The organism is Cryobacterium sp. Y57 (assembly GCF_002929505.1).
Lineage (GTDB): Bacteria > Actinomycetota > Actinomycetes > Actinomycetales > Microbacteriaceae > Cryobacterium.
This window is the reverse complement of record NZ_PJJL01000070.1, coordinates 1-26,405: the sequence shown is the minus strand read 5'-3', so window position 1 is coordinate 26,405 and position 26,405 is coordinate 1. Positions and strand designations below refer to the sequence as shown.

The following is a 26,405-nucleotide window of genomic DNA, read 5'->3' as shown; positions in this document are numbered from 1 at the left end:
TTTCCTCGGGAGCCTCGGTCACTCACAACTGCACCGCAAAGGAGCGCTCATGGAACGATTGATCAACATTGACAATGGTGGAACCCTCACCGACATTGTCGTCGCCAGCGGCACGGATTTCACGTTCACCAAGACCCTCACCACCCCGGTCGATCTGTCCCAGTGTCTCTTCGACGCCATGACGAAGGCGTCAGCGCAGATCTACGGTGACGCCAACCTTGCCGGTCTGCTGCACTCGACCCAGCACATCCGCTATTCATCGACGCAGGGCACCAACGCGCTTGTGCAGCGCAAGGGCCCGCTGATCGGCCTGATCACCGACGATCCCACTCTGCCAGACTCGCTCGGCACCTCGGAAGAGACGGCCAGGCTCTTCAACGATCTGATCGGCGCCCGCGTTGGCATCATCGCCGCCGCCGGGACCCCGGAGGACCTAGCCCAGCAGCTCGTCGCCGAGATCAACCGGCTGACCACCGCCGGGGCCGAACGTCTCGTCGTCGCCGGCCAGAGCGCCGAACGCGAGCACTTGTTCAAACGAACAATGCTGAAGAATTTTCCGCGGCACCTGCTTGGATCTGTCCCCATCCTGTTCTCCCGCGAGTTCGCCACAGACACCTCCAGGCAGCGCCAGGTCTGGTCGGGCATTCTGAACTCTTTCCTGCATCCAACGGTCGAGCGTTTTCTCTACAGTGCCGAACACCGGCTGCGCGCCTACAAGGTCAAGAACCCGCTGTTGATCTACCGCAACGATGGCGCCTCCTCCCGCGTCGCCAAGTCGGTCGCACTCAAGACCTACTCCTCCGGACCGCGCGGCGGGCTCGAGGGTACGCGTGCCCTCGCGGAGGCCTACGGTCTCGACAACGTGCTCATGATCGATGTCGGCGGCACGACTACGGATGTCGGCGCCGTCGCCAACTCCACGATCGCCGTCGACCGGCGCGGATCGATCCAGGGCGTCGACATCTCCTATGAGATGAGCAACGTGCGTTCCACCGGAGTCGGCGGCAGTTCGATCATCGCCGTCCACGACGGCGAGATCACCGTCGGCCCGGAAAGCGTGGGCGCGGCGCCCGGACCGGCTTGCTTCGGTTTCGGCGGTACCTCGGCCACGATCACCGACGTCAACCTGCTGCTCGGTGTGCTCAACCCTTCGACCTACCTGAACGGCGAGATGGCACTGGATGCTGACCGGTCGCGCGCGGTCATCATCAAGACCGTCGCCGACCCGCTCGGGATCAGCCTCGAGGAGGCTCTGATTCTCATGGAAGCGAGCTATTCCAGCCACCTGGCGCGCTCCTTCGCCGACCTCGTGAGTGCAACCGGTGACACCACGGTCGCCGCGTTCGGCGGCGGCGGCCCGATGAACGCCTGCAGCGCCGCGCGCATAGCCCGCGTACGCCAGGTACTCGTACCGCGACTCGCAGCAGTGTTCTCCGCCTACGGCATCAGCTTCTCCGACATCGCGCAGTCCTACGAAGCCAACGTCACCAGCTTCTCACCGGCCGAGATCGATGTGGTACGCACCGCACTGCAAGCGGATGCCGGCAAGGACATGTTTCAAGAAGGACACGACCTGAGCGAGTGCCAACTCGACTGGTCGACCCGGGTCGAAGACGGCGAAGAGATCCTGGCCCTCAAGGCCACCTTCCGGCTGCCGCACCCGGAAATTGCCAACGGAGCGCCCGCTCCAGCGAGCGTCGCCGTCGCCGCCGGAACCCGACAGGTGCGCTCTACTCCCACCCAGATTGACACCGTGGCCGTCTACCACCTCGACGAGCAGAAGTCCGGTGCGACGGCAGCCGGACCGGCCATCGTCGAGGGCCCGTTCTTCACCGCGCGGGTGCCGTTCGGCTGGACCCTCACGGTATCGACCGCCGGCGACCTGCAACTTGCCGACACGCTCTAACCCGATACCTCAACCCACTTTGTTTCCCAAGGAAGGTACAAACAAAATGCGCGTTCCCATGACCGAATACCTGCTCATCGACCTCGACACGGAACGATGGATCTGCCGCGTCTGCGCCCACGACTTCGGCGATGCGCGCGGCAATTATAAAGAGGGCACCCTGGTCTACGACCGAGACCCCCAAGAGATTCATCCTCCCGTGATCGACCCGGAGAAGTACGAATTCACATTCTCTCCCGACCCCACCTTCTGCCGCATCCTGGAGTTCTACTGCCCCAGCTGCGGAACCCAGATCGAAGCCGAATATCTGCCGCCGGGGCATCCGCCGACTGTTGACATGCTGTGGGACATCGACTCGCTGCGCGAAAAGTGGGTTGCCCACGGGGGCAACCCCGAAGAGGTCGTCAATTATGGTCCTGGCGAAAACGCCGAGGCCGACCTCAGCGCCCGGTTCGACTCCGTGGCACCCCACGCCCACTCGCGCCAAAACGAAGGACACTGACCGTGAAACGAATCTCGGTAGACATCGGCGGCACGTTCAGCGATTGTTTCTTCGTCTGGGATGACGTCTACATCGAATCCAAAGCGCTCACCACGCACCACAACCTGGCGCTCGGTTTCAACGAGGCCCTGGACCGGGCCTGCGAGCGGGCTGGGATCAGCCGCGAGACGGCACTCAAAGAGGTCGACTCGGTGCGCTACGCCACGACGCTGGGCACCAATGCCCTGATCGAGGGCAAGGGCCCACGGGTCGCGGCAATCGTCACCCACGGCTTCGAAGACACCATCCCGCTCTCCCGTGGCCGCGGCTACGGCGAAGGACTCGACGGGGCCAAACAGGGCGACATGCCGGACGCCCAACGCCCCGAACCGCTCGTGCCACGCCAGCTCATCCGCTCGGTGAAGGAACGCATTGATTCGGTTGGGGAGGTGCTCGTGCCGATCATGTACGACGACGTGCGCACGCAGGTGCGCGAACTCGTCGACAACGGCGCCGAGGCCATCGTCATTGCCCTGACCAACGCCACCGAGAACTCGGTGCACGAGGATCGCATTCTGGAAATCATTCTCGATGAGTACCCCGCGCACGAGCTCGGGTCTATTCCGGTGCTTCTCAGCAGCCAAGTATCGGGGCGCAAAGGCGAATATGTGCGGGCTATGGCCACCATCGTCGATGCTTTTCTGCACCAGACCATGTTCCATGCGCTCAACCAGCTCTCCAACAACCTGCGCGACTCCGGCTATGAGAAGCCGATGCTGGTCATCCATAACTCGGGCGGTATGGCGCAGCCCAATTCCACGGATGCCCTGCAGACGATTCACTCCGGACCGATCGCCGGTGTCGGGGCGGCCCAGCACCTCGCGGAGTCGACCGGCCTCGGCGACGTAGTGTCAATGGACATGGGGGGCACCTCGTTCGACATCGGCCTGGTGCCAGAGGGCGGCGTACGGCACTACGACTTCCAGCCCACCATTGGTCGCTGGATGGTCTCCGCGCCGATGATCCACCTCAACACGCTCGGCGCCGGTGGCGGATCTATCGCCGCCTATAACCGCATTCACCATGCCCTCCAGATCGGGCCCGAGTCAGCTGGAAGCGACCCGGGCCCGGCCTGCTACGACCGCGGGGGCCTGCGCCCAACGGTTACCGACGCCGACCTGGTGCTCGGCTATCTCGACCCGGACAACTACGCCAACGGGCACATCACCCTCAACAAGAAGCGTTCGATCTATGTCATCGATGAGACGCTCAGCGACGAGCTCAACCTGGACGCGGTCGAGGTTGCCAAGGTGATCAAGAAGACTGTCGACGAACAGATGGCGATCGGCATCGAAAAGGAGCTGCGCTCGCGCGGCGGACTGATCGAGGACTACACGATGCTCGCCTACGGTGGTAACGGCCCGCTGCATGCCTGCGGCATCGCGGCGAGCGCCGGCATCAGCCGTATCTTGTTTCCGCCGTTCGCTTCAGTGTTCTCCGCGCTCGGGGCCGGCAACATGCGTCCGCTCCACATTCACGAACGCAGCGCCTACGTCGTGCTCTACGAACCGATCAAGCGCAGCCTCTACGCCCAGTACGAGGCGCTCAACGGGTACATCGAGGAGCTCGAAGCGAAGGGCGCCGAAGACCTCGTACGTCAGGGCTACGACCGCGCTGACGTGCGCTATCGCCTCGAAATGGACATGCGCTACGGCAACCAGCTCGTCACCACGGCCGTCGCCTTCACCATCAACCGGGTCAATGGAGTCGCCGACGTGCTGCACCTGATCAAGACGTTCTCCGAGCTCTTTGGCGAACGCTACGGCGAGGGTACCCAGGCGCCGGAGGCGGGCGTGCGTGCGCAGACCATTCGCGTAGCGTCCTATATCGAGGGCGAAGTCATTGCATTCGAGTCGATTCACACCGGCGGGGAGAAGATCAAGCCGGAACCGGTCTCGCATCGGTCGGTGCATTTCACGAGTATCGCCGGCGCGGTCGACACCCCCGTTTACGACGCCGAGGCGCTCAAACACGAATACGTGATCCACGGACCGGCGATCGTCACGACCGAGAACACCACCTATCTGGTCGAGCCCGGCTGGCGGCTGGAACCGACCAGTCAGGGCGCGGTATGGCTACTGAGCGACTGACCGTTTTTCTCACCCTCGCAACACCTCAAATAAGCAAAGGAGCTTGAACCATGACATTGACAACTGACAAGTTCGTGCCCACCAGCGGAAACGACGACGCGTCCCAGCTACTCACCGACCAGGAACAGCAGTGGGTCGACCAGTTCATGGACGAGACCACTCTTTTTCTCGGACCAGACCCGGCCATCATGCGTACTCACGAGATCATGCCGCGCACCGCCTATGAAGAAGAGTGCATCGCGCAGGGTATCGACCCGCTCGAGGTCGACCGGATTCGCAAACGCTTGGCCGGTGCACTTGATGAGGCCTTTGAGATGTGCGAGAGCATGGGCGCGGCGCCCGGAGCGAAGTGGGCCGACCTCTCCTGCGCGGTCTACACCGCCGAGGGCGATGTCACGTATCTCTCCAACCGCGGCGTGATCGCCTTCTCCGCGGTGCTGCACCACCCCATCCGCTACATCATGAAGAACTGGAAGGATGAGCCCACCGTCGGCATCAACCCGGGTGACGGTTTCTTCCACAACGACTCCCGCTTCGGCATGGTGCACAACACCGACCAGTCGATGCTGGTGCCGGTCATGCGCGACGGAATCATCATCGCCTGGGTGGGTGCGACCATCCACGAAGGCGAGAACGGAGCGTGTGAACCTGGTGGCATGCCGTCGGGTTCGGAGTCACCATTCGATGACGGTCTGCGGGCCTCGCCGATCAAGATCGTGGAGAAGGGCCATCTGCGTCGCGACCTGCTCACGTTCTTGCAGCACTCCACGCGCGACCCGAAGCTCATGCTCGCCGACATCAAGGTAAAGATGGGCGCTACCCGGCGCATCATGGACACCGTCGACCGGCTCATCGACGAGGTGGGACAGGAGACCTTCGTCGCGTCCCTTCGCGTCACCGTCGAGGACGTCGAGACTGAGGTACGCCGCCGCATCGCCGAGTTGCCCGATGGCACCGTCACCTTCAATCAGTTCGTGGACTCCACGCTCAAGGAGAACATTCTGATCAAGTTCGCCTGCAAGATCACCGTCAAGGGCGAACGAATGATTATCGACCTCACCGGTACCGGCCCCGAGATTCTCAATCGGGCCCTCAACTCACCGCTCGCGTCGACGAAATCGTTCATGTCCCAGGCCGTTCTCTCGTACTGGTGGCCCGACCTGCCTCGCAGCACTGGAGCGTTGTCGCCGATTGAAATCATCACGGAGGAACATACCTGGGCGGATGCCGGGTACGACGCGCCCGTCGGCCAGTCGCTGCAGGCATCCTTCCGCGGCTTCTCCGCCCTGCAGTCGGCCTTCGCCAAGATGCAGTTCTCATCGCCGCAGAAATACTCGAACGTCGTCGCGCCCTGGTTCAACCAGATCAACGATTTTCTCTGGGGCGGCACCACGCAGAACGGTGAGCAAGTGGGCAACCTGTGCGCTGACCTCAACGGCATGGGCGGCGGGGCGAAAGCATTCCGCGACGGTGAAAATGCCGTAGCGCCGTTATTCTGCGCCATGGCCGACCTCGGCGAGCAGGAAGTCATGGAAGAGGAGGTTCCGTTTCTGCAGTTGGTCAGCAAGCGGCTGGTGCGCGACAACCAGGGCTTCGGAAAGTTTCGCGGCGGTATGGGTTACGAGATGATGGTGGCCTCACGCGGCACACCGAGCTGGGGTTTCATGACCGTCACCTCTGGATCGAAGTTCTCCTCGGTTCCGGGCATGTTCGGAGGGTACGGATGCCCGACGTACCCTCTGGCCATGGTCAAAAACATCAACATCTACGACATCATCAAGAAAGACCCGTCGCAGTTCAACCTGTCGATGGAACGCGTCATGAACGAGCAGCCTTTTGAGGGCGGCGATTACCAGTCCGGTCACATGGGGCTGCAGTTCGACGTGGCGAAGGAGGGCGAGCTGTACATGATCGCCCAGGGCGCCGGTGGCGGCTACGGCGACGTGCTGGAGCGCGACCCTGAACTCGTCGTGACTGACCTGGAACTGGACCGGATCTCGGCCCATGTCGCCACGAACATCTACGGCGTCGTCTGGGAACCAGACACCTTCGTGGTGCACGAAGAAGAAACGATCCGGCTGCGGGCACAGATGCGCCAGGATCGGATCAGCCGCGGAAAGCCGTACAAGGAGTTCGTTGCGGAGTTCGTTCAAGAAGAGCCGCCCAAGGACCTGCTCTATTTCGGTTCGTGGGGACAGGACAACGACGAGGAACTGTTGGCGACGCACTGGGGCAAAATCGAGCCCGAGCGGGTCAAGGGCAAGATCAAAGATCTGCCACTCATCATGGTTCCTGACCGCCGAGTACTGAAAATCAGCAAGCTTGAGGCGCGGGTACGCGAACTCGAGCAGAAGTACGGCGAAGAGACCGTGCACAAATCCTGACCTGTCCTTTCTGACCCGTGGCTGCGAGGTCGTCTCCTGGCTGCCTCGCAGCCACGGGTCACTTTTTTAATCGATTACAGGGAGACACCATGACACTTTCGCTCCATGAGCTTCTGGCCGAGCCACCTTCGGGCCGCAGTCGGGCTGTGGTGTTGGATAGTCACGATTATGCCCAATCCGTTTTTTTGCAGGGTAAGCCCGTGCCGTGGCAGGAACCCATGGCATACGCGAATTTCTTCGGCCAGGTTCAGGGCGTTCTCAAGTCCGATCTGGCGCTGGTCAGTCTCGACCGGTTCTATGCACACCGGGTCGCATCTGATCCCGCTCTGCAAACCGCAATGGGCGCCAAGTCCCGCACCGGTTATGCCCTCCGCACCCTGTTGGGTGATGCCGAAACGACGGCGTCCGTGATCGAACTGGTCACCGTTCTGAGCCAGACTCAGCGGGTGCCGGTCGTGCTGCAGATTCCGTCACCAATGCAGTGGCTGGCGCGAACGCACCCGTTTTCGGGGTCGGCCGACGTGTCGGGGCTCGACGCCGATACTGCCGAAAACGCATCCATGTATGTCGCCGACTGGCTGCGCGGATTCGCCGCGCTGCCGTTGATCGCGGTGTTGCTCGACGACCGCGAATCGGCTTTCGGCACCGAACCGATACCGCTGTCGACGTACTCGCCGATCACCAACGTGACCGACCACTACCAGTGGGCGCTCGGCCAGCGGCACGACGATCGGGTCGAGCTGCACGACAGTGCGCTCCGCGGAGCGGTGATCGGCACGGACTTCTGGTCGAACGACACCGACACGCTGCCGGTTGGTGATTTTCTGGTGGGAGAGGTGCCGCGCCAGGCAGTTCCGGAGCGGGTGCTGAGCCGCATTTCGAAACTGGTCTAAACCGGATGCCGGCGGTCGCGAAGAACGCGACCGGCATGAATTCGGTACCGGTGACTCAGGCCGAGCGCCGCCGGCCAGCGGCTGCGTTCTGCTCGAGCGGGGCAGCGAGGGCCACGTTGAGCGCTGCGATGACGGCAAGCATCCGCTCTGTCAACTCGACTTCGTCGATCGGTTGGTGTTCCTGAAACCATTCGCGTTCGTTGCGATACTCGAGTTCGTCGAGACTGTCGAATGTCTAGCCACTGGGATGAGGGCTCACGACGCGAGGCTACGCTTTCGCTGCGGCTTTCGCGGCCCGCTTGGTCGCGCGCACCCGGGTCACTGACTCGGGATCGACGATGTCTGCCACCGACCGGTACGCGCCGTCTTCGCCGTAGGGAGCAGATGCGTCACGCCAGCCGTCCGCGTCGACCCCGAGTCGTTTGCCGAGGAGTGCGAGGAAGATCTTCGCCTTCTGCTCGCCAAACCCGGGCAGCGCCTTGAGCCGGCGCAGAACCTCGGGGCCGGTCGGGTGCTCAGCGGTCCAAATCGACGCCGTGTCGCCGTTCCAGTCCCTCACGATGACCGCAGCGACTTCCTGTACGCGTTTGGCCATCGAGCCCGGAAAACGGTGCACGGCCGGCGACTGGCGAAACACCAGGACGAAGGCGTCGGCGTCGTAGCCAGCGATCGCGGCCGGATCAAGTGCGCCGATACGGTCACGAATTTTGGCCGGGCCGGCGAAGGCGGTTTCCATAGCGATCTGCTGGTCGAGCAGCATGCCCACGAGCAGGGCGAACGGGTTCTCACTGAGGAGGGCGTCGGCGGCGGCATCGCCGGTGAGGTGCAGGGTGGTCATTCGCCCATTGTGCCACCGCTCCGCCGTGAGTTCAGCACTCCACCGCGGTCGGCCTGGGGTGTGGTCTGCGTCGCACGCGATACGGGTGGACGGGGACGCGTGTGGCCCGATACCGGGCAAACGTGAAGGGGGAATCGTGATTATGAACAAAAATCGAGGTGCAGCCACGGCTGGCGTCTCAACCCGACTCAGTGTTTTCAATCTCGATTTGGTCGAGCAGTCGAGGTTGTAGCTTCAGTTCGGTCCAACCGCGGCAAAGCGGATGTGTATCGGGGTGCTGCGCACCGCCCTGCTTTTCGGCGGCATGCCGACATCAGCATCGCCGTTGAACTAAACGTCGAAGCGTCACTCCACCACGTCGCCGTCGCCGTCCCCAGCTCTGCCGAGAGCTGTGCAGAATGTCGACCATGCCGCGGAGCGCGAAACGCAGTCAATTTACGGGACGTGGGACGTGGTCTAGATGATCACTCGTGCCCGACTCACACGATTCGCTCGAACACCATCGTCGCTTGGACACGATCGCCTCCTCCGAACCCCTTACTGCCCGACGCTGCCGTTGTAATGGTGTGCAGTCGGTAGCCGAGCGCGGCCTGGGAATTAATCGCGTTCTCCAGCTCCGTGAGATTGCCGGAGCCAGTGCCCAAAAACTTCTCCTTGAGCACGACCTGAATCACGACATACATGCCATTTACCGCCATCTGTGCTTCACCTTTCACTGCCCGGAGCCGGATCCGGAGCCTCATCAGAAGACACCAAGATTACAGGTGTTGACTTCAGTCGCCGCTCGACACCTCTAGCCGACCCGAATCGGTCTGGTCGTCAGGATGCCACACCATACGGGTCGTCCAAGTCGCCGACTCATTGTCCGGAACGTCGCTACGCAACTGCTGCGCCGAGTCTCGGTCCGGCTCCCCTGATGGCGATAACGGGCACAGTGCTCGCCTAAATCATATAAATACTCGCGGTCGAACAGCCGCCCCAGCTGATCGAGGTCTCGCGCACCCAACGCATTGTGCGCAATTACCTCGATGGAGGGATCTTTTACGCGGCCTTCAGCGGTGTGATCGATGCAACCGTGTTCCGCAGCGCCCGGCGCTCACGATGCAGCTCATAATTGCACTGCAGCTTCATCCAGAACTCTTCCGATGTTCCGAAGTACCGCGCCAGGCAGATCGCCGTGTCGGCCGTGATGCCCCGCTTGCCGTGCACGATCTTATTGATCCGGTGCGGCGGCACCCTAATGCTGACCGCGAGCTTGTTCTGAGTGATTCCGACGGTCACCGACCAGCCGCTCCAAACGATTTCCCGGAGGAATCCACAGATCATCAACATCCGCGGCCGCATTGACCAGCTCGAGTTATCGCAGGATCATGCGCGGGACTGTGCGGTCGACACCCGTGACGTACTGCTCGTGCCAGGTCCCTCCAGCGTCCTTGCTACCGAAGAACCTGGCCACGAAAGTACTACATAACGTTCAGCGTCAATAAAGCCAGACGTCAAACCGGAACTCCACCACGTTTCGTCACCGATCAACGTCAGATAACTGACTGTGCTCTCGCCCTACAGTCCAATTGAGAACGAGGGCAGCCTCCGCTCTACTCCCGACCGTCCTCAAGCGGGATGAGCATGGTGCGGAACGGACCGGCCACGGTGTGGAGGTCCCAGATGCGATCGGCGACCCCGTCGATGCCGTTGGCAAGCTGAAGCTGTGGGATGCCGCCGGGAATCACCAGTTGGTTGACCCGGATACCCTCCTCCCCGAGGGCTTCGTGGAGCATCTCGCCGTAGGCGCTCTCAGCCGGGAAAGCGACCGATGTGCCGGCGTAGCCGGCGCGGGCCTTGACGGAGGTTCCGCCGTTGATCATGATGATGCTGCCGCTACCTGCCTGCCGCATCGCCGGAAGCACTGCTTGCACCGCGTGGATGAGCCCGAGGGCCGAGAACCGCAGTGCCTCCAACGCCAGCTCGGGAGTCATCTCAAGAACCGGCTTCAGATAATCGCGTGACGGAAGCGGGCTATATTGCAGCGCGGTGATCGGCCCGAGCTCTGCCGCGGCATTCGCAAGGGCAGCTTCGAGCGACGCCGGCGTGCGGACATCCGCAGCGTAAGCACTCGCGGTGAAGCCGGCAGCGGTGAGCTCGGCAGCCAAAGCGTCTAGTTTCGACTGGTTCCTGGCGATCAGAGCAATTGAATAGCCTTCGCTCCCGAACCTGCGCGCAACTGCTGCTCCGAGTCCCGGTCCGGCTCCGATGATGGCGATGACAGGCACGATGGTCTCCTTCGATTGATGCTGCTGTGATGATTAACGCGAAAGGGTTCAGTCTAAACGTTGAATCTGTAGTCAAGTCGTCGAGCACTTCTGCCGCACCCCACGGCCTCAGCTTTCTGATCGCCACCCGTTCAATCCGTGGATCCGGCGACGGCACTGGCTCACGACGCCACAACCGCGACCGGCCGGTGATTTCCTATCCGAGGCCGATCAGGCCTATTGGCAGCGCCCGAGCCGGTCTATTGTTATCGCCATGATCAGTCGCATCGTCGCACGCACACTGTCCGCCGCCGCATTGAGTGCTCTCTTCCTTGTTTCAGGGATACCAGCAGTCCACGCCGCAGCGCAGCCACAGCACGGTCATTTCGAGCAGGTTATCGCGCTTCCCAACGGATTCCAGCCCGAAGGAATCGCGATCGGCCCGCGCGGCACTGCCTACGTCGGCTCACTCGCCGACGGCGACGTCTACGTCTTCGACGTGCGTACCGGCGAGAACATCAGGACCCTCGAGGGCCCGGGCACTCCGTCGGTCGGCCTGAAGATCGACAACCGCGGTCGGCTTTTCATCGCGGGCGGGCCCACCGGCCAGGCGCGGGTCGTGGATGTCGCCACGGGCGTCCTCCTGCAGAGCTACGCCCTCACCGGTGCACCAACGTTCGTGAACGACGTCGTTCTGACTCGCGACGCCGCATGGTTCACCGACAGCCAGCAGGCGCAGCTCTATAAGCTCCCCCTCGGACCGGGCGGCGCGCTCCCTGGAGCGGATGCGATCGAAGTCGTCCCCCTGTCGGGCAGCTGGATGCAGCAGCCGGGCTTCAACGCGAACGGCATCGCGGAGACCCCCAACCATCACGCGCTCCTGGTCATCCAGTCGTCCACGGGCATTCTGTTCCGCGTCGATCCCGAGACCGGCGGCGCCGCGGTCGTTGATCTGGGCGGGCTTCTGCTCCCCAACGGTGACGGGCTGCTCGTCGTCGGGCGCACCCTGTACGTCGTGCAGAATCAGTTGAACACCGTCGCCGTTATCCACCTCAATGCAGCCGGGACCAGCGGAGAGCTCATCGACCGGTACACGGACCCCGACTTCCAGGTGCCCACGACGATCGCGAAGTTTGGCAACGGACTCTACCTTCCGAACGCCCGCTTCGGCACTCCCCCGACACCCGACACCCCCTACTCGGTGGTGCGCATCGATCGGTGACCACCGCCTGCAGACGCACATCCCCAGCTTTCAGGTCACGAACCCAGCGGTGGCAGTCCCGCCACCGTGGCGCGGTCACGGCCGATAAACGCCGCTACCCCGATGGGAACTCCGCTTTGTGTCAGGATCGACTCGATCCCGGCCCGACCACGCGGACCCGTCTTCACTCTGACACCTACCACGTCGTTTGGAGGGGATGCGGCACCACAATCAGAATCGGCACTCCGACTGTATCTTTCTTGTCGCCACAGGCATGCCCTCTACACGTTGAAGCGGAACTCCACCACGTTACGTTACAGAACAACCCCTGAACCGGGTGAGCGAGCGAGTGCGGTCGTCCCCGCCGCCGGCAGACCCAGGTCTGCACCGAGCTGAACGAACCAGCGGCGCTGGTAGGCGGGCAGATCACTTCTCAAGGCTGACTCGACGCCTTGAACGACGAAGCTCCGACTCCACACTCCAGCCTCCACGAGCCCGGGCACGACCACTGTTCGAAGTGGATCGTTGACATCACTCCGGTCGCTCTGCCTCAAAGAAGCACCTTTGATGCCACGCGTCGTGAAGAGACGAGCGAAGAGCACCCTGGTGACTTTCGGTCTCGCAAGCAGCCAGTACAAAAGCGGCTTCCCCGGCCTGTCAGCCCAACCGCTGATCAGCATCAAGACAGCTCCATCATGATGTGGTGCCTCGACGAGACCTTCTTCAATCCACTCATACATCACGGCCCGACCCCGGTTACGGTCCCAGTTCTTGGGATTCGCTGCGAAATCCGAAGACCATTGATCGACGAACGCGATGAGGTCGTTGGGGAACAAGGCCGGGTACACCCACTGCGCAAACGAACGGTCCTCTGGTATCGGCCAGACTTTCGCGGCCTGAGCGGGCACTTTGGAGGCCAGCAGGACGGTGGTCGCCGCATCCCAGTGCCCTAGTTCCAATGGCCCTGTCCAGGCGTCAACGAATTGCGCGTACCCCCCGGGATAGTCTGCTCGCAGATCGCGAAGCCACGAAGTCACCGTCGATGCTGAACTCGCGCACAGGATGGCCTTGGCCTGACCAACCAGGGGCTTGCACGCCGCGCGGCGCTCGTACGGCTCAACGGAAGCGAGTCGGGCCGCAAGGTCACCCGAACGGCCCGTTGCGAGGAGGTTCCTGAGCGAGTCGACCGTGAGCATAACCGAATGCTAGTCCGCTCTCCGCCCACCAGGTTCGCCGTGCCTCGAAAGAAGGGTCTTTGTCCCGCGGGCGGCGCGGAGTGATTGCCGCAATCTGCTCAGCCATGCGATCCTCGGCAACATCGCGGTCATGCCGGTCCTGCAACGTCAACCAGAATTGCGCCGAGGTGCCGAAGTACCTGGCCAGGCGGAGAGCCGTGTTCGCGGTGATTCGACGCTGGCCGTGCACGACCTCGTTGATGCGGCGAGGCGGCACACCGACGGACACCGCGCTCGAGACGGCCCTCGCGGGCCTCCTCGACCATCAGAAAAGGCTCTGGCGGACCTCCTCGACCTGCAAGAAGCGGCCTTGGCCGGCCTGATTAGACGTTAAACCTAAATTCGACCACGTCGCCGTCCTGCATGACGTATTCCTTGCCCTCGATGCGTGCCTTGCCCTTGGAACGGGCTTCGGCAATCGAACCGGCGGCCATGAGGTCTTCGAAGGAGAAGATCTCCGCCTTGATGAAACCCTTCTGGAAGTCGGTGTGAATGACTCCAGCGGCCTGCGGCGCGGTCCAACCCTTATGAATGGTCCAGGCGCGGCACTCTTTGGGGCCGGCCGTGAGGTAGGTCTGCAGGCCGAGGGTGTCGAAGCCGATGCGGGCGAGCTGGTCGAGGCCACTCTCGGCTTGACCGGTCGATGCGAGCATCTCGGCGGCGTCTTCGGCGTCGAGTTCGCTCAGCTCACTCTCGAGCTTCGCGTCGAGGAACACGGCGTTCGCCGGAGCGACGAGCGCGGCGAGGGTGTCGAGCCGGGCCTGGTCTTGCAGCACGGCCTCATCGACGTTGAAGACATAGATGAACGGCTTGGCGGTGAGCAGGCCAAGCTCCCGAATCGGCTCGATGTCGAGCGTGGCCGAGGACAGCGGCTGGCCACCGTCGAGGATGGCCTGCGCCTTGAGCGCGGTTTCCAGAACGAGCGGCGCCAGCTTGCGGCCCTTGACCTCTTTCTCGAAGCGCAGCACGGCCTTCTCAAGGGTCTGCAGGTCGGCCAGGATCAGCTCGGTGTTGATGGTTTCCATGTCGCCGGCCGGGTTGACTTTGCCGTCGACGTGCACCACGTCAGGGTCGGCGAAGCCGCGGATAACCTGGGCGATGGCATCCGCTTCGCGAATGTTGGCAAGGAATTTGTTACCGAGGCCCTCCCCCTCGCTCGCACCACGAACGATGCCGGCGATGTCGACGAACGACACCGGTGCCGGCAACAGGGCCTTGCTGCCATAAATGGTTGCCAGGTCGGCCAGGCGCGAATCGGGCAGGTTCACGATTCCAACGTTGGGCTCAATGGTTGCGAACGGGTAGTTCGCCGCGAGCACGTTGTTCTTGGTCAGGGCGTTGAAGAGGGTGGACTTGCCCACATTGGGGAGTCCGACGATTGCAATAGTAAGAGCCACGAGAAATTATTCTACCGGCAGCTCGCGACGCGGGCCCTGTCGGTGGCCCGTGAGAACATTAGGTGTGCTGAATTTTACCGCGATCGATTTCGAAACCGCCAACTCCTCGGGCGCCTCGGCGTGCTCCGTCGGAATGGTGAAAGTTCGTCACGGCGTGGTCGTCGATTCGGCCTACTGGCTCATTGCCCCGCCTCCCGGGCACGATGAATTCTCCGAGTGGAACACTCGTATTCACGGCATCACCGCAGCGGATGTCGTGGGTGCAGCCACCTGGGCCGAGCAGCTTCCGCAGTTGGTCGCCTTCGTCGACGGCGACGATCTCGTGGCCCACAACGCCGGGTTCGACCTCGGCGTGATCAAGACGGCGTCGATCGTGACGGGCCAGCCGGTGCCCGATTTTCGCTATGTCTGCAGCCTGCAGGTGGCCCGCCGCACCTATCATCTGGACTCGTATCGGCTACCGGTGGCGGCCCTGGCGGCCGGTTTCGAGGATTTCTCGCATCACAATGCGCTCGCCGACGCCGAGGCATGTGCGGCCATCATGATTCACGCGGCTGGGCGCCACGAAGTCGACACGCTTGAGCAGCTCGCCCATGTGACCCGGGTCAAGGTCGGCGTAATTGGGCCGGTGGCCACACGGGAGCACGCGTCAACGCACGGTCCGATGGCGCTCAGCTAGTCAGAGCAGGCCAGCAATTCGCCTGATCCGAGTGTCATTTCGGCGATGTCGGTGGGCACTGGCAGACTTTGAGCATGGAGTCAATGCTGAGTTTGATTGTTGGTCTGGTCATCGGCGCCGCGTTGGGCGCCCTGCTCACGCTGGTGCTCGTACAACGTCGCGGTGTGGGCGCTACCAACCACGACTCGCTCGTAGACGATCCTGCTGTGCTTGAGGCACGCCATCAGGTGGCCCTCGCCGAGGCTCGGGCGAGTGAGGCCACCGTTCGCGCCGCACTGCAGAGTGAGTTGTCGGCGGCCCTCGCCACCGTCGATGGACTCTCTGCACAGATTGACCACGACCGGGCCACGGCGCGCGAAACCGGTGAACGGCAGCGTTCTGACCAGCAACTGCAGTCCGAGCGGGAGAAACGCGAACACCTCGTACTCGAAGCCCTCAGCCCCGTGCGCGAGACCCTGCGCACCATGCAGGAAAAGGTCACCGAGCTCGAAACTCAGCGCAGTGAACAGTACGGATCGCTCTCGGAGCAACTCAAGCAAGCCCAGATTTCTGACCAACAGCTGCGGGTGACCACCGAATCGCTCGCGAGCGCTCTGCGTTCCAACAGCACCCGCGGTGTGTGGGGAGAGACCCAGCTGCGCCGCGTGGTCGAAGCCGCCGGCCTCGCCCAGTACGTGGATTTCAACACGCAGACCAACATCTCGACAGATGCCGGGCTCGGCCGGCCCGACATGGTCGTGCGTCTGCCCGGCAACAAGTCGATCGCGATCGACGCCAAGGTTCCCCTCGAGCACTATATCGAGGCGAGCACCATTCCCTACACGGCCACCGGCGAGGAAGGCGCCCGCCGCAAGTTGCTGATCGACAAGCATGTGAAAGCTGTGCGCATGCATATCGACGCGCTCGCCAAGAAGACCTACTGGGAAGGTTTCGATGCCAGCCCAGAGTTCGTGATCGCGTTCATACCCAGCGAGTCCCTGCTGTCGGCGGCGCTCGAGGCCGACCCGTCAATTCTGGATTACTCGTTCAGTAAACGAGTGGCCCTGGCGTCGCCGGTGAATCTGTGGGCGGTGCTGAAGACGGTGGCCTTCACCTGGCAGCAACAGGCGGTGACCGACGAGGCGCAGAAACTCTTCGACCTCGGCAATGCCCTGTACCAGCGGCTCGGTGCGCTGTCCGGCCATGCCGAGTCGCTGCGCAAAGCGTTGGAGCGCACGGTGGACAGCTACAACAAGTTCGCAAATTCGCTTGAATCCCGGGTGCTCGTGACCGCCCGGCAGTTTCCCGGGATCGACCAGACCAAGATCGGGCTGCTCACCGAACCGGCCATCATCCACGATTCACCGCGCAAACTGACCGCGCCCGAATTGGAGGCACCGGCATCCGAACGCGACACGCTGGACCTTGCACTGCGATTGGACGGCGCTGAATTGAACGGCGCTGAATTGAACGAGGCTAAACACAGCGTGATCAACCGACGTCTCGCTGGTGTCAACGAATCTGATTCCGAGGTACCCGTGTAAGTCGGTGGCTGCACTGCCATGCGCCGTGCAGGCGACTCACGAAACTGCACGCCTCGCATCTGAACGAACAGACCCGAGGCGCGTAGTTTCGGTGAGGCCCGAGAAGCCGGTTGAAGTGCTTACAGCCACTTCTCGGCGAGGTGCTCGGCGATGACGCGACGAGCCGTGCCTGAACGCGAGCGCAGCACGATGCTTTCGGTGCGAATCATCGGGCCTTTACGACGCACGCCGTCGACCAGGCCGCCGTCGGTCACACCGGTTGCGACGAAGAACGTGTTGTCTCCGCTGACCATGTCGTCGATCTCCAGCAGCTTGTCGATGTCGAGCCCGGCTGCGACGCCACGGGCACGCTCAGCGTCGTCCTTCGGGGCGAGACGCCCCTGCATGTAGCCGCCGAGCGCCTTGAGTGCGCAGGCCGTGGTGATGCCTTCCGGGCTTCCGCCGATACCGACGCACATGTCGATGCGGGTCTCGTACCGGGCGGCATTGATTCCGCCTGCGACATCGCCGTCGAGCATGAGACGTGTGCCAGCACCGGCACTGCGAATGGCATCGATCAAGCCAGCGTGGCGCGGACGGTCGAGCACGGCGATCGTCATTTCACCGACCGGCTTTTTCATAGCCTGCGCCAGATCGCGAATATTATCGGCGATCGGCTGGTCCAGGCTGACGACGCCGCGTCCGGCCGCGCTGGTGACGATCTTGTCCATGTAGAAGATCGATGAGGCGTCGAGCATGGTGCCGCGGTCCGACACTGCGATGACGGAGACCGCGTTCTGGCGGCCGGCGGCCGTGAGGCTCGTGCCGTCGATCGGGTCCACGGCGATATCGCAGGCGGGGCCACGACCGTTGCCGACGTGTTCCCCGTTGAAGAGCATGGGGGCTTCGTCTTTTTCACCCTCACCGATAACAATGAGTCCGTCGAAGTTGACGGTGCCCAGAAAGACGCGCATAGCGTCGACGGCGGCCTTGTCGGCGGCGTTCTTGTCGCCGCGGCCGATGAAGGGTACGGCGCGGATAGCTGCGGCCTCGGTGGCGCGCACGAGTTCCATAGCGAGGTTACGGTCGGGGTGTTGAAACAGAGTGGCGGTCTCGGTGTTGTTCAAAAGGTCCTCCCGGACGTAAGTTCGACTTCGATTACGACGGATGCGCGGCGGGTCGCGCGGATTGTCCGCCCGAGTCACCCTATCGCGAGGGACCGCGCCGAACCGGGCATCGCTAGACTCGGGTCACACCCCCGCACATTTTCGAGGAGAAGCAATGCCTATCGCAACCCCCGACCAGTACGCCGCAATGCTCGACACAGCGAAGACCGGCGGGTTCGCCTACCCGGCGTTCAACGTGTCCTCATCTCAGAGCATCAACGCCGTTCTCCAGGGCCTGACCGAGGCCGGATCCGACGGCATCATTCAGGTCACCACCGGTGGAGCCGACTACTTCGCCGGGCACACTGTGAAGAACCGGGCCTCCGGCGCACTCGCGTTCGCCCGCTTTGCGCACTCGGTCGCTGACAACTACCCGATCACCGTCGCGCTGCACACCGATCACTGTGCAGAGAGCGCTCTCGGCGACTTCGTCATCCCGCTCATCGAAGCTTCGGAGTCCGCGGTCGCCGATGGCGGCAAACCTATCTTCCAGTCGCACATGTGGGACGGTTCAGCCATCGCGCTCGACAAGAACCTTGACATCGCTACGGACATTCTGAAGCGCACCCGCGCGATCAACGCCATCCTCGAAGTGGAGATCGGCGCCGTCGGCGGCGAAGAAGACGGCGTTCAGGCCGACGTGAACGAGAACCTGTACACGACCCTCGACGACGCAATCAAAATGGTCGAGGCCCTCGGCCTCGGCGAGCAGGGCCGTTACATGGCCGCTCTCACCTTCGGCAACGTGCATGGCGTCTACAAGCTTGGCAACGTGAAGCTGCGCCCGGAACTGCTCAAGGAGATCCAGACCGGTCTCTCCGCCAAATTCGGGCTCGCCGCCCTGCCGCTCGACCTCGTCTTTCACGGCGGCTCCGGCTCGACCGATGCCGAAATCGCCGAAGCCGTCGCCAACGGTGTCGTGAAGATGAACATCGACACCGACACCCAGTACGCCTTCACCCGTTCGATCGCCGATTACATGCTCAAGAACTACGACAGCGTGATCAAGGTCGACGGCGAAGTCGGCAACAAGAAAGTTTACGACCCGCGCGCGTGGGGCAAGGTGGCCGAGTCGGCCATGGCCGCTCGCGTTGTCGATGCCACCCGCCAGCTCGGCTCAGCCGGGCACTCAAACAGTTAGAGCACGCAGTTAGAGCAATGTCAGAGAACCCGGACTCCGTTCCACCCCCCGCGAAAAACCCACGCCCACGGCCCCAGTACGGCGAACTCGCCCCTGAGGGCTGGACTTGGCAGCCTCCACAAGAAGAAGCCAAAGTTGAACCTGCTCCCGCCCCCATTGTCGGGGCGGGAGCAGGCGGGCCGCCACGCGCGAACCAGCCGGTCATTCCGGCGGCTCCGTCAGAACCGGAACAGCAGTACCAGCGAGGCCAACCATCCCGGCCAGCCAGGCGCACCGCGCCACGCTGGGACCAGCCGTTGACTATCGGGCTGCTGGCGTTCGGACTGCTGGCCACCCTGTACGGCGCGTTTTCACTCGGCGCGCTCCCCGACGCTATGCAGTTGATCTACACCCAGCAGGGGCTGGGAACCTACACACCCACCGCCAGCATTGGCCCGTTGACCACGGTCGGGGCCATCGCCGTAGTCTTCGTCTGGCTGGCTGCCACGGCGGTGTCAATTGGTCTGCTCCTCAGACACCGGCGAGCGTTCTACGTGCCGCTCATCGGGGGCGCCGTCTCGACCGTTGTGCTGTTCTCCTTCATTCTCGCCGCTATGCTCGGCGACCAAACGCTCATCAACTTCCTGAGCCAGCAGTAGCTCGCAGGCCTCGGTCGCCTACTCGGCCGAGGTCGCCTACTCGGCCGAGGTCGCCTACTCGGCCGGGGTCGCCTACTCGGCCGGGGTCGCCTACTCGGCCGGGGTCGCCTACTCGGCCGGGGCGGCGCGACCGCCGAAGGCACGGGTGTCCATTTCGCCGGAGAGGTCTTTGCGCAGTTCCTTGGGCAGCGAGAAGATGAGGTCTTCCTGGGCGGTCTTGACCTGCTCGACGTCGCGGTAACCGGCATCGGCGAGCGCTTCGAGCAGTTCATCGACAAGTTCTTCGGGAACGGATGCCCCACTCGTCACCCCTACGGTCGCCGCATTGTCGAGCCACTCCTGTTTGACCTCGCTTGCGAAGTCGACGCGGTACGCGGCCTTGGCACCGTATTCCAGGGCCACCTCGACCAGCCGCACCGAGTTGGACGAGTTGGCGGAACCGACCACGATCACCAGGTCGGAGTCGCGGGCGACCTTCTTGATGGCGACCTGGCGGTTCTGGGTGGCATAGCAGATGTCGTCGCTGGGCGGATCCTGCAGGTTGGGAAAACGCGCCCGCAACCGGCGCACGGTCTCCATGGTCTCGTCGACACTCAGCGTGGTCTGCGACAGCCAGACCACGCGGTCCGGGTCGCGCACGACGACCGTGTCGGCTTCCTCCGGGCTGCCGACCAGGGTGGTGTGCTCGGGTGCCTCGCCGGCGGTACCCTCGACCTCTTCGTGGCCTTCGTGGCCGATCAGCAGAATCTGAAAATCGTCGCGGGCGAAGCGCACGGCTTCGCGGTGCACCTTGGTCACCAGCGGGCAGGTGGCGTCGATGGCCTGCAGGCCGCGCGCGGCAGCCGCATCGACAACGGCCGGTGAGACGCCGTGGGCGCTGAAGACGATGTGCGCGCCGTGCGGCACCTCATCGACCTCGTCGACGAAGATCGCACCCAGATTTTCGAGTTCGGAAACCACGTGGACGTTGTGCACAATCTGCTTGCGCACGTAAACCGGGGCGCCGTAGTGCTCGAGCGCTTTCTCGACCGCGATGACCGCACGGTCGACCCCGGCGCAATACCCGCGCGGGGCGGCGAGCAGCACGCGCTTCTGTCCGACCACCGGGGTATCCTTGAGTCTGTTGCGAGCACTGGGAATGCGCGGCATACCCAGGCCGACAATGGGAGGCTTGCTTGTAGTGTGCGCGCTGGTGTTCACCGCCTCAGTCTACGCACGCACGATCGAAGAAATCTGGGAGGATCCGACTGTGCCCACAGCCACCACAACACCCAGGACCACCGCATGACGGACGCCCCCGCCACCGTGGAAGCACCGTGGCCGGTCGCCCTGCTCTCGGGCAAGATTCGCGGTTACATCGAACGCCTCGGCATGGTCTGGGTCGAGGGTGAGATCACCCAGTGGGGCGCAAGCGGCGGCAACGTCTACGGCAAGCTCAAGGACCTCTCCGAAGATGCCACGGTAAGTTTCACGATCTGGTCGTCGGTGCGCGCCAAACTCACCGCCGACTTCAAGGCGGGTGACCGCGTCGTCGCGCTGGTCAAGCCCAACTTCTGGGTCAAGGGCGGCACGCTCACCATGCAGGCCTTCGACATGCGCCACGTCGGGCTCGGTGACCTGCTCGAGCGGCTGGAACGGCTGCGCAAGCAACTCGCGAGCGAGGGTCTGTTCGACGCCTCCCGCAAGAAGCGCCTGCCGTTTCTGCCGCACTGCATCGGCCTCGTGACCGGAAAAGATTCCGACGCCGAGAAAGACGTCATTCGCAACGCCCAGCTGCGCTGGCCGGCCGTCAACTTTCGGGTCGCTCACGCCGCCGTGCAGGGTGATCGCGCCGTTGGCGAGGTCACCAGTGCCATCGCGCGTCTTGATGCTGATCCCGAGGTCGACGTGATCATCGTCGCGCGCGGCGGCGGCGACTTTCAGAACCTGCTCACCTTCAGCGAGGAAAGCCTGGTGCGCGCCGCGGCCGCTTGTGTGACGCCGCTGGTGAGCGCGATCGGGCACGAAGCCGACCGTCCGCTGCTCGACGAGGTGGCCGACCTGCGCGCGTCCACCCCGACGGATGCCGCCAAGCGCGTCGTTCCCGACGTCAGCGACGAGCTGAACCGGGTGCAGCAGGCCCGGGCGCGTCTCAGCAGCCGGCTCACGGGCATCCTCTCGTCGGAAATCGATCGAATCTCGCAGTTGCGCAGTCGGCCGGTGCTCGTCGACCCGCGCTGGATCATCGACTCCCGCAGCGAAGACCTCACCCGCTACGTTGCGCGCGGCGCCGAACTGACCGGGCGCATTCTCGAGCGTGCCGAGGCCGCCGTGGTGGAACTGCGCTCCCAGCTGCGCGCCCTCTCGCCCCAGGGCACCCTGGACCGTGGTTACGCGATTGCCCAACTGCCTGATGGCCTCGTACTGCGCCGCGCCGATGATTCCCCGGTCGGAACCGAGCTATTGCTCACCCTGGCCCACGGAACCGTCGCCGCCATTGCAGGTGTCCCCAGCGCTGCGTCGAAATAATTAGACTAGACCCTATGACCTCGCCTGCCCCCGCCATCAGTGATCTCAGCTACGAACAGGCCCGCGACGAGCTCATTCGCGTGGTGAACGAGCTCGAGCAGGGCTCGAGCACCCTGGAGCAGTCGCTGGCGCTGTGGGAACGCGGAGAAGCCCTCGCCCGCCGCTGCGAAGAATGGTTGATCGGCGCCAAAGCCAGACTCGACGCGGCCCGTCTCGCGGCCACGGCGCCCACGACCGAAGACGCCGCGCCCAGCAGATGAGCCGCGCTCCCAAACCGCCGCGCATCGTCGCCGAGCTCGGTCGGCCGGAGACTCCGCAGGAGACCGCTGACCGGCTCGCCGAGAATTCACGCAAGTATCGCTCGCACAAGACCGTGAACAATCTCGTGCTCTCGCTGCTCGTGACGGTGGGCGCCGTGCTCGTACTCGTGCTTCTGGTGCCGCGCAACGACAACCCGGTCACTCGCGACGTCGACTACGCGACCATCGCCGCCCAGGTACAACCGGTCGTTGACCACCCCCTCGCCAGCCCCGAGCTGCCGGACGGCTGGAGTGCCAACGACGCTGAGTGGCAGGCCGGCACTAACGGCCAAGTACCGTCCTGGTACATCGGATTACTCACGCCTGACAACCAGTTCATCGGTTTCAACCAGGCCTTCGACGCGAACCCCACCTGGCTGGCCCAGAAACTGCCCGACTCCCCCGTCGTTGACACCGCCAGCATCGCGGGCGTCACCTGGGACGTCTACCGCAACAGTGCCCCCGCCGCCGATCGGGGCAATTTCGACTACGCGCTTGTGACGACCGCTGGCACGAGCACCTACCTGCTGATCGGTACGGCACCCACCGGCGACTTCGAGACCCTCGCCACCGCGTTAGCTGCCAATGTGGCAAAGAATGGAGCCCCATGAACCCCACACCTATGGCTACGCCCTCTCCAGCTGAGGCTTGGAACGAAATGCGTGAAGGCAACGAGCGCTTCGTCGCGGGCTCCCCGCGGCACCGCCAGGACGTCGACCGGCGGGCCGAACTGGTCGGCCAGCAGACCCCGCATGCCGCGCTGTTCGGCTGCAGCGACTCCCGCCTCGCCGCCGAAATCATCTTCGACCAGGGCCTCGGTGACCTTTTCGTCGTGCGCAATGCCGGCCAGATCATCTCAGAGTCAGTACTCGGATCCCTGGAATATGCCGTGGCCGTGCTGCACGTTCCGCTGATCCTCGTGCTCGGCCACGACGAGTGCGGTGCGGTGCGCGCCGCCATCGACTCTCAGGCAGAGGATGCCCCGGCCCTTCCCGCACACATCACGCACGTGATCGAAAAGATCGTTCCGGCAGTGCGTCGGGTGAGCGGGCAGCCGGTATCCGCTTTTGTAGACCCCACCCAAATCGATGCCGGCAACGTGGGCCGGGAACATCTCAAAGACACCGTCACCGAGCTGCTCGAGCAGTCCGAGGTGATCAGCGCGGCCATCGCAGAAGGTACATTGGCTATCGTCGGTGCGAACTACGTTCTTCGCGAGGGTCACGCCGACCCCAACATCGTGGTCGGTGTCATTTAGACCAGACCACCCGCGTACCCGTTGCGCACAGCACAATCTCATACAGCACCGAAAGGGAATGCACACAGTGGTGGACACCTCCGCACAAACCGGCTACCGGATCGAACATGACACGATGGGTGAGGTCCGCGTTCCAACGGATGCTCTCTACGGTGCCCAAACCCAGCGCGCCGTCGAAAACTTCCCGATCTCCGGCTCCACACTCGAGTCCGCCCAGATCGCCGCTCTCGCCCGGATCAAGAAGTCAGCGGCTCTCGCCAATGCCCAGCTCGGCGTGCTCGATGCGGACATCGCCGCCGCGATCGCCACGGCCGCTGACGAGGTCATCACCGGGCAGTTCGACACCGAATTTCCCATCGATGTCTACCAGACCGGCAGCGGCACCTCCTCGAACATGAACATGAACGAGGTCCTGGCAACCCTCGCGACCCGCGCCCTCGGCCGCTCCGTGCACCCGAACGACCATGTCAACGCGAGCCAGTCCTCGAACGACGTGTTCCCCACCTCGGTGCACATCGCTGTGACGAGCGCCCTGATCGACGAACTCATCCCCTCGCTTGATCACCTCGCCGTCTCCTTCGAGGCCAAGGCGGAACTGTGGAAAGAGGCTGTCAAGGCCGGCCGTACCCACCTGATGGATGCCACTCCGGTCACCCTCGGCCAGGAGTTCGGCGGCTACGCGCGCCAGATGCGCCTCGGCATCGAACGCATCCGCACGGCACTCCCCCGCGTCGCCGAAGTTCCCCTCGGCGGCACCGCGGTCGGCACCGGCATTAATACTCCGTACGGCTTCCCGCAACTCGTCATCGAATTGCTCGTGCAGGAAACCGAGCTGCCGATCACCGAAGCGCGTGATCACTTCGAAGCCCAAGCCAACCGCGACGGGCTGGTCGACGCTTCCGGTGCCCTGCGCACCATCGCCGTCTCGCTGACCAAGATCTGTAACGACCTGCGCTGGATGGGATCCGGCCCCAACACCGGGTTCGGCGAGATCAGCATCCCCGACCTGCAGCCCGGCTCATCGATCATGCCCGGCAAAGTCAACCCGGTCATTCCGGAAGCCGTGCTCATGGTCTGCTCCCGCGTCATCGGCAACGATGCCACCATCGCCTGGTCGGGTGCCTCGGGGTCGTTCGAGCTCAACGTCGGCATCCCGGTCATGGGCACCGCCCTACTCGAATCAATCCGTCTGCTGACCAACGCGACCCGCGTGCTCGCCGACAAGACCGTCGACGGTCTCGTCGCCAACCTTGAACACGCTCGTGCGCTGGCCGAGAAGTCGCCGTCGATCGTCACCCCGCTCAACCGGGTTATCGGCTACGAAGCCGCCGCGAAGGTTGCCAAGAAGGCCGTCGCTGAGGGCCTCACCGTGCGTGAGTCCGTTATCGCCCTCGGCCACGTCGAACGCGGCGATCTGACGCTTGCCGAGCTCGACACCGCGCTCGACGTGCTGAGCATGACGCGTCCGCCGCAAAAGAAGTAATACCGCAGCCCAACTCGAAGCCGATACCTCGCAAATGAGAGGTGTCGGCTTCTGGCGTACGTCCGCGACCCGTTTTCTCAGCTGGGTGCAAAGCAATGGTGCTCAGCGGCTGCAGGGTCCTTCGGTGTGAGCGGCCTGAGGCGGTTTCGCGGATGTCGCTCGTCGTCGCGTCGCCCCTCTCTGTCTTGATCGTCCACGACCGCAGGTACGCACTGCTGAGCTTTCGCGTACTGGCACTTTCATGCTCTCACCGGGTTGACCTCCTGCCAGCCTTGAGTACTGTGAACGGGACTTGCAGAAAATACTTCTTCAGTTCCATTCTCTTCAGGAGGTTAGTGTGCCGAACGCCATCGAGACCGTCGACGTCAATGTCCCCGTCAGCGTCGCTTACAACCAGTGGACTAAATTCAAGGAATTTCCCAAGTTTCTGACTTTCGTGGAATCCATCACGCAGGTGACCGACACGCTCACCGAGTGGAAGGTGAAAATCGGCGGCGTGGAGCGCACCTTTGAGGCTCGGATCACCGAGCAGCACCCCGACGAGCGCGTTGCCTGGAACAGCACCGGCGGCGAGGTGGACCATGCGGGGGTTGTCACGTTCCACAAGTTGGCCATGAATGAGACTCGCGTGACGGTTCAGCTCGACTGGGAGGCCACCGGGCTGCTCGAGAAGGCCGGGGCCATTCTTGGTGTGGACAATCACGCCATCAAGAAGGACCTGGCCAACTTCAAGGAATTCATCGAGGCGAAGGGAACCGACCAAGGCGGGTGGCGCGGAAACGTCGAGGCGTGACACGGTCGCGCGGCCAACCTCCGGATTGTCCGTGCGGCGTTGGCCGGGAAAGTCGCACAGCCGGAGTAAGTTGTGCTACGCAACTCGGATAGTCATTTTGGTTCGTTCCCCGTAATTTCAACGAATGCTCGTGGACAGTAGAGGACATCGTGATACCTGACTCCCTAACCCAGACCCAGTACGGCACCATCTACAACGTATTCT

General features: G+C 63.3%; 24 protein-coding genes and 2 pseudogenes. 16 read left to right on the top strand and 10 right to left on the bottom strand.

The annotated features are described in order from the left end of the window. Window positions 1-49 precede the first annotated feature (49 nt). The 5 genes from CXY72_RS12935 to CXY72_RS12915 all read left to right on the top strand — a co-directional run bounded on the left by CXY72_RS12935 (window position 50) and on the right by CXY72_RS12915 (window position 7,814). A complete protein-coding gene (locus CXY72_RS12935; RefSeq protein WP_104128097.1) occupies window positions 50-1,906 on the top strand; it encodes a hydantoinase/oxoprolinase family protein in 1,857 nt (618 codons plus the stop codon). A gap of 46 nt (window positions 1,907-1,952) precedes the next feature. Further along, on the top strand, window positions 1,953-2,408 hold the full coding sequence (locus tag CXY72_RS12930; RefSeq protein ID WP_104128096.1) for an acetone carboxylase subunit gamma: 456 nt from the start codon (window positions 1,953-1,955) through the stop codon (window positions 2,406-2,408). A gap of 2 nt (window positions 2,409-2,410) precedes the next feature. Continuing rightward, on the top strand, window positions 2,411-4,537 hold the full coding sequence (locus CXY72_RS12925) for a hydantoinase/oxoprolinase family protein (protein ID WP_104128095.1): 2,127 nt from the start codon (window positions 2,411-2,413) through the stop codon (window positions 4,535-4,537). Window positions 4,538-4,587: 50 nt separating this feature from the next. After that, window positions 4,588-6,921: a hydantoinase B/oxoprolinase family protein gene (locus tag CXY72_RS12920; protein WP_104128094.1), complete on the top strand. Its 2,334-nt coding sequence runs from the start codon at window positions 4,588-4,590 to the stop codon at window positions 6,919-6,921. Window positions 6,922-7,010: 89 nt separating this feature from the next. Further along, a complete protein-coding gene (locus tag CXY72_RS12915) occupies window positions 7,011-7,814 on the top strand; it encodes a hypothetical protein (protein WP_104128093.1) in 804 nt (267 codons plus the stop codon). Between the two features lie 55 nt (window positions 7,815-7,869). On the opposite strand, the pseudogene CXY72_RS20695 reads toward CXY72_RS12915, so the two are convergent. From CXY72_RS20695 to CXY72_RS12895, 5 genes and pseudogenes are all read right to left on the bottom strand, one after another. Further along, window positions 7,870-8,037, bottom strand: a pseudogene (locus CXY72_RS20695) (hypothetical protein); the annotation flags it as partial. Between the two features lie 45 nt (window positions 8,038-8,082). Further along, window positions 8,083-8,652 (bottom strand): HhH-GPD-type base excision DNA repair protein, encoded by a 570-nt coding sequence (locus CXY72_RS12910; protein WP_104128092.1) that lies wholly within the window; start codon window positions 8,650-8,652, stop codon window positions 8,083-8,085. A gap of 479 nt (window positions 8,653-9,131) precedes the next feature. Then, entirely contained in the window at window positions 9,132-9,350 is a 219-nt protein-coding gene (locus tag CXY72_RS12905) for a DUF4177 domain-containing protein (RefSeq protein ID WP_104128298.1), read from the bottom strand. 343 nt (window positions 9,351-9,693) lie between these two features. Continuing rightward, a complete protein-coding gene (locus CXY72_RS12900; protein WP_233197816.1) occupies window positions 9,694-9,984 on the bottom strand; it encodes a HigA family addiction module antitoxin in 291 nt (96 codons plus the stop codon). A gap of 263 nt (window positions 9,985-10,247) precedes the next feature. Continuing rightward, entirely contained in the window at window positions 10,248-10,922 is a 675-nt protein-coding gene (locus CXY72_RS12895; RefSeq protein WP_104128090.1) for an SDR family NAD(P)-dependent oxidoreductase, read from the bottom strand. A gap of 253 nt (window positions 10,923-11,175) precedes the next feature. Here CXY72_RS12895 and CXY72_RS12890 point away from each other — a divergent pair, with 253 nt between their 5' ends. Then, on the top strand, window positions 11,176-12,123 hold the full coding sequence (locus CXY72_RS12890; protein WP_104128089.1) for an SMP-30/gluconolactonase/LRE family protein: 948 nt from the start codon (window positions 11,176-11,178) through the stop codon (window positions 12,121-12,123). Window positions 12,124-12,416: 293 nt separating this feature from the next. On the opposite strand, the gene CXY72_RS12885 is transcribed toward CXY72_RS12890, so the two are convergent. The 3 genes and pseudogenes from CXY72_RS12885 to ychF all read right to left on the bottom strand — a co-directional run bounded on the left by CXY72_RS12885 (window position 12,417) and on the right by ychF (window position 14,734). Further along, window positions 12,417-13,298: a hypothetical protein gene (locus CXY72_RS12885; RefSeq protein ID WP_092450349.1), complete on the bottom strand. Its 882-nt coding sequence runs from the start codon at window positions 13,296-13,298 to the stop codon at window positions 12,417-12,419. Between the two features lie 76 nt (window positions 13,299-13,374). Further along, window positions 13,375-13,566, bottom strand: a pseudogene (locus CXY72_RS20170) (HigA family addiction module antitoxin); the annotation flags it as partial. Window positions 13,567-13,660: 94 nt separating this feature from the next. Further along, entirely contained in the window at window positions 13,661-14,734 is a 1,074-nt protein-coding gene (gene ychF, locus CXY72_RS12875) for a redox-regulated ATPase YchF (protein ID WP_104128088.1), read from the bottom strand. Between the two features lie 64 nt (window positions 14,735-14,798). Here ychF and CXY72_RS12870 point away from each other — a divergent pair, with 64 nt between their 5' ends. Together CXY72_RS12870 and rmuC are read left to right on the top strand one after the other, a co-directional pair. Next, complete coding sequence (locus CXY72_RS12870; protein WP_104128087.1) at window positions 14,799-15,413, top strand: exonuclease domain-containing protein; 615 nt, start codon at window positions 14,799-14,801, stop codon at window positions 15,411-15,413. Between the two features lie 74 nt (window positions 15,414-15,487). Beyond that, on the top strand, window positions 15,488-16,936 hold the full coding sequence (rmuC, locus tag CXY72_RS12865; RefSeq protein WP_104128086.1) for a DNA recombination protein RmuC: 1,449 nt from the start codon (window positions 15,488-15,490) through the stop codon (window positions 16,934-16,936). Between the two features lie 119 nt (window positions 16,937-17,055). Here rmuC and glpX read toward each other — a convergent pair whose 3' ends face one another. Continuing rightward, window positions 17,056-17,988, bottom strand: a complete 933-nt coding sequence (gene glpX / locus CXY72_RS12860) for a class II fructose-bisphosphatase (protein WP_104128297.1) — start codon at window positions 17,986-17,988, stop codon at window positions 17,056-17,058. 208 nt (window positions 17,989-18,196) lie between these two features. Here glpX and fbaA point away from each other — a divergent pair, with 208 nt between their 5' ends. Both fbaA and CXY72_RS20165 read left to right on the top strand, forming a co-directional pair. Then, window positions 18,197-19,222: a class II fructose-bisphosphate aldolase gene (gene fbaA / locus CXY72_RS12855; protein WP_104128085.1), complete on the top strand. Its 1,026-nt coding sequence runs from the start codon at window positions 18,197-18,199 to the stop codon at window positions 19,220-19,222. 17 nt (window positions 19,223-19,239) lie between these two features. Further along, on the top strand, window positions 19,240-19,860 hold the full coding sequence (locus tag CXY72_RS20165) for a DUF6264 family protein (RefSeq protein WP_146071174.1): 621 nt from the start codon (window positions 19,240-19,242) through the stop codon (window positions 19,858-19,860). Window positions 19,861-19,968: 108 nt separating this feature from the next. On the opposite strand, the gene CXY72_RS12845 is transcribed toward CXY72_RS20165, so the two are convergent. Next, complete coding sequence (locus tag CXY72_RS12845; RefSeq protein WP_104128083.1) at window positions 19,969-21,009, bottom strand: 4-hydroxy-3-methylbut-2-enyl diphosphate reductase; 1,041 nt, start codon at window positions 21,007-21,009, stop codon at window positions 19,969-19,971. Window positions 21,010-21,144: 135 nt separating this feature from the next. On the opposite strand from CXY72_RS12845, the gene xseA reads away from it, so the two are divergent. The 6 genes from xseA to CXY72_RS12815 all read left to right on the top strand — a co-directional run bounded on the left by xseA (window position 21,145) and on the right by CXY72_RS12815 (window position 26,201). Then, on the top strand, window positions 21,145-22,368 hold the full coding sequence (gene xseA, locus CXY72_RS12840; protein ID WP_104128082.1) for an exodeoxyribonuclease VII large subunit: 1,224 nt from the start codon (window positions 21,145-21,147) through the stop codon (window positions 22,366-22,368). A 14-nt stretch (window positions 22,369-22,382) separates the two neighbouring features. After that, the gene (locus CXY72_RS12835) at window positions 22,383-22,628 is read left to right on the top strand and encodes an exodeoxyribonuclease VII small subunit (RefSeq protein WP_104128081.1); all 246 of its coding nucleotides are present in this window, start codon (window positions 22,383-22,385) and stop codon (window positions 22,626-22,628) included. Then, window positions 22,625-23,278, top strand: coding sequence for a DUF4245 domain-containing protein (locus CXY72_RS12830; protein WP_158252569.1), 654 nt, complete (start codon window positions 22,625-22,627; stop codon window positions 23,276-23,278). The genes CXY72_RS12835 and CXY72_RS12830 overlap by 4 nt, the downstream gene beginning before the upstream one ends. Beyond that, on the top strand, window positions 23,275-23,925 hold the full coding sequence (locus CXY72_RS12825) for a carbonic anhydrase (RefSeq protein WP_304466365.1): 651 nt from the start codon (window positions 23,275-23,277) through the stop codon (window positions 23,923-23,925). Before CXY72_RS12830 ends, CXY72_RS12825 begins: the two co-directional genes overlap by 4 nt. Window positions 23,926-23,983: 58 nt before the next feature. Next, window positions 23,984-25,408, top strand: a complete 1,425-nt coding sequence (locus CXY72_RS12820; RefSeq protein ID WP_104128078.1) for an aspartate ammonia-lyase — start codon at window positions 23,984-23,986, stop codon at window positions 25,406-25,408. Between the two features lie 337 nt (window positions 25,409-25,745). Then, complete coding sequence (locus CXY72_RS12815; protein WP_104128077.1) at window positions 25,746-26,201, top strand: SRPBCC family protein; 456 nt, start codon at window positions 25,746-25,748, stop codon at window positions 26,199-26,201. Window positions 26,202-26,405: the final 204 nt, after the last annotated feature.

Bases quoted from the DNA above. Each gene is read 5' to 3' on its own strand.
- CXY72_RS12935 (WP_104128097.1), top strand. From the start codon at position 50: ATGGAACGATTGATCAACATTGACAATGGTGGAACCCTCACCGACATT.
- CXY72_RS12930 (WP_104128096.1), top strand. From the start codon at position 1,953: ATGCGCGTTCCCATGACCGAATACCTGCTCATCGACCTCGACACGGAA.
- CXY72_RS12920 (WP_104128094.1), top strand. From the start codon at position 4,588: ATGACATTGACAACTGACAAGTTCGTGCCCACCAGCGGAAACGACGAC.
- CXY72_RS12915 (WP_104128093.1), top strand. From the start codon at position 7,011: ATGACACTTTCGCTCCATGAGCTTCTGGCCGAGCCACCTTCGGGCCGC.
- CXY72_RS12910 (WP_104128092.1), bottom strand. From the start codon at position 8,652: ATGACCACCCTGCACCTCACCGGCGATGCCGCCGCCGACGCCCTCCTC.
- CXY72_RS12905 (WP_104128298.1), bottom strand. From the start codon at position 9,350: ATGGCGGTAAATGGCATGTATGTCGTGATTCAGGTCGTGCTCAAGGAG.
- CXY72_RS12900 (WP_233197816.1), bottom strand. From the start codon at position 9,984: ATGTTGATGATCTGTGGATTCCTCCGGGAAATCGTTTGGAGCGGCTGG.
- CXY72_RS12890 (WP_104128089.1), top strand. From the start codon at position 11,176: ATGATCAGTCGCATCGTCGCACGCACACTGTCCGCCGCCGCATTGAGT.
- CXY72_RS12885 (WP_092450349.1), bottom strand. From the start codon at position 13,298: ATGCTCACGGTCGACTCGCTCAGGAACCTCCTCGCAACGGGCCGTTCG.
- rmuC (WP_104128086.1), top strand. From the start codon at position 15,488: ATGGAGTCAATGCTGAGTTTGATTGTTGGTCTGGTCATCGGCGCCGCG.
- glpX (WP_104128297.1), bottom strand. From the start codon at position 17,988: ATGGAACTCGTGCGCGCCACCGAGGCCGCAGCTATCCGCGCCGTACCC.
- fbaA (WP_104128085.1), top strand. From the start codon at position 18,197: ATGCCTATCGCAACCCCCGACCAGTACGCCGCAATGCTCGACACAGCG.
- CXY72_RS20165 (WP_146071174.1), top strand. From the start codon at position 19,240: ATGTCAGAGAACCCGGACTCCGTTCCACCCCCCGCGAAAAACCCACGC.
- CXY72_RS12845 (WP_104128083.1), bottom strand. From the start codon at position 21,009: ATGCCGCGCATTCCCAGTGCTCGCAACAGACTCAAGGATACCCCGGTG.
- xseA (WP_104128082.1), top strand. From the start codon at position 21,145: ATGACGGACGCCCCCGCCACCGTGGAAGCACCGTGGCCGGTCGCCCTG.
- CXY72_RS12835 (WP_104128081.1), top strand. From the start codon at position 22,383: ATGACCTCGCCTGCCCCCGCCATCAGTGATCTCAGCTACGAACAGGCC.
- CXY72_RS12830 (WP_158252569.1), top strand. From the start codon at position 22,625: ATGAGCCGCGCTCCCAAACCGCCGCGCATCGTCGCCGAGCTCGGTCGG.
- CXY72_RS12825 (WP_304466365.1), top strand. From the start codon at position 23,275: ATGAACCCCACACCTATGGCTACGCCCTCTCCAGCTGAGGCTTGGAAC.
- CXY72_RS12820 (WP_104128078.1), top strand. From the start codon at position 23,984: ATGCACACAGTGGTGGACACCTCCGCACAAACCGGCTACCGGATCGAA.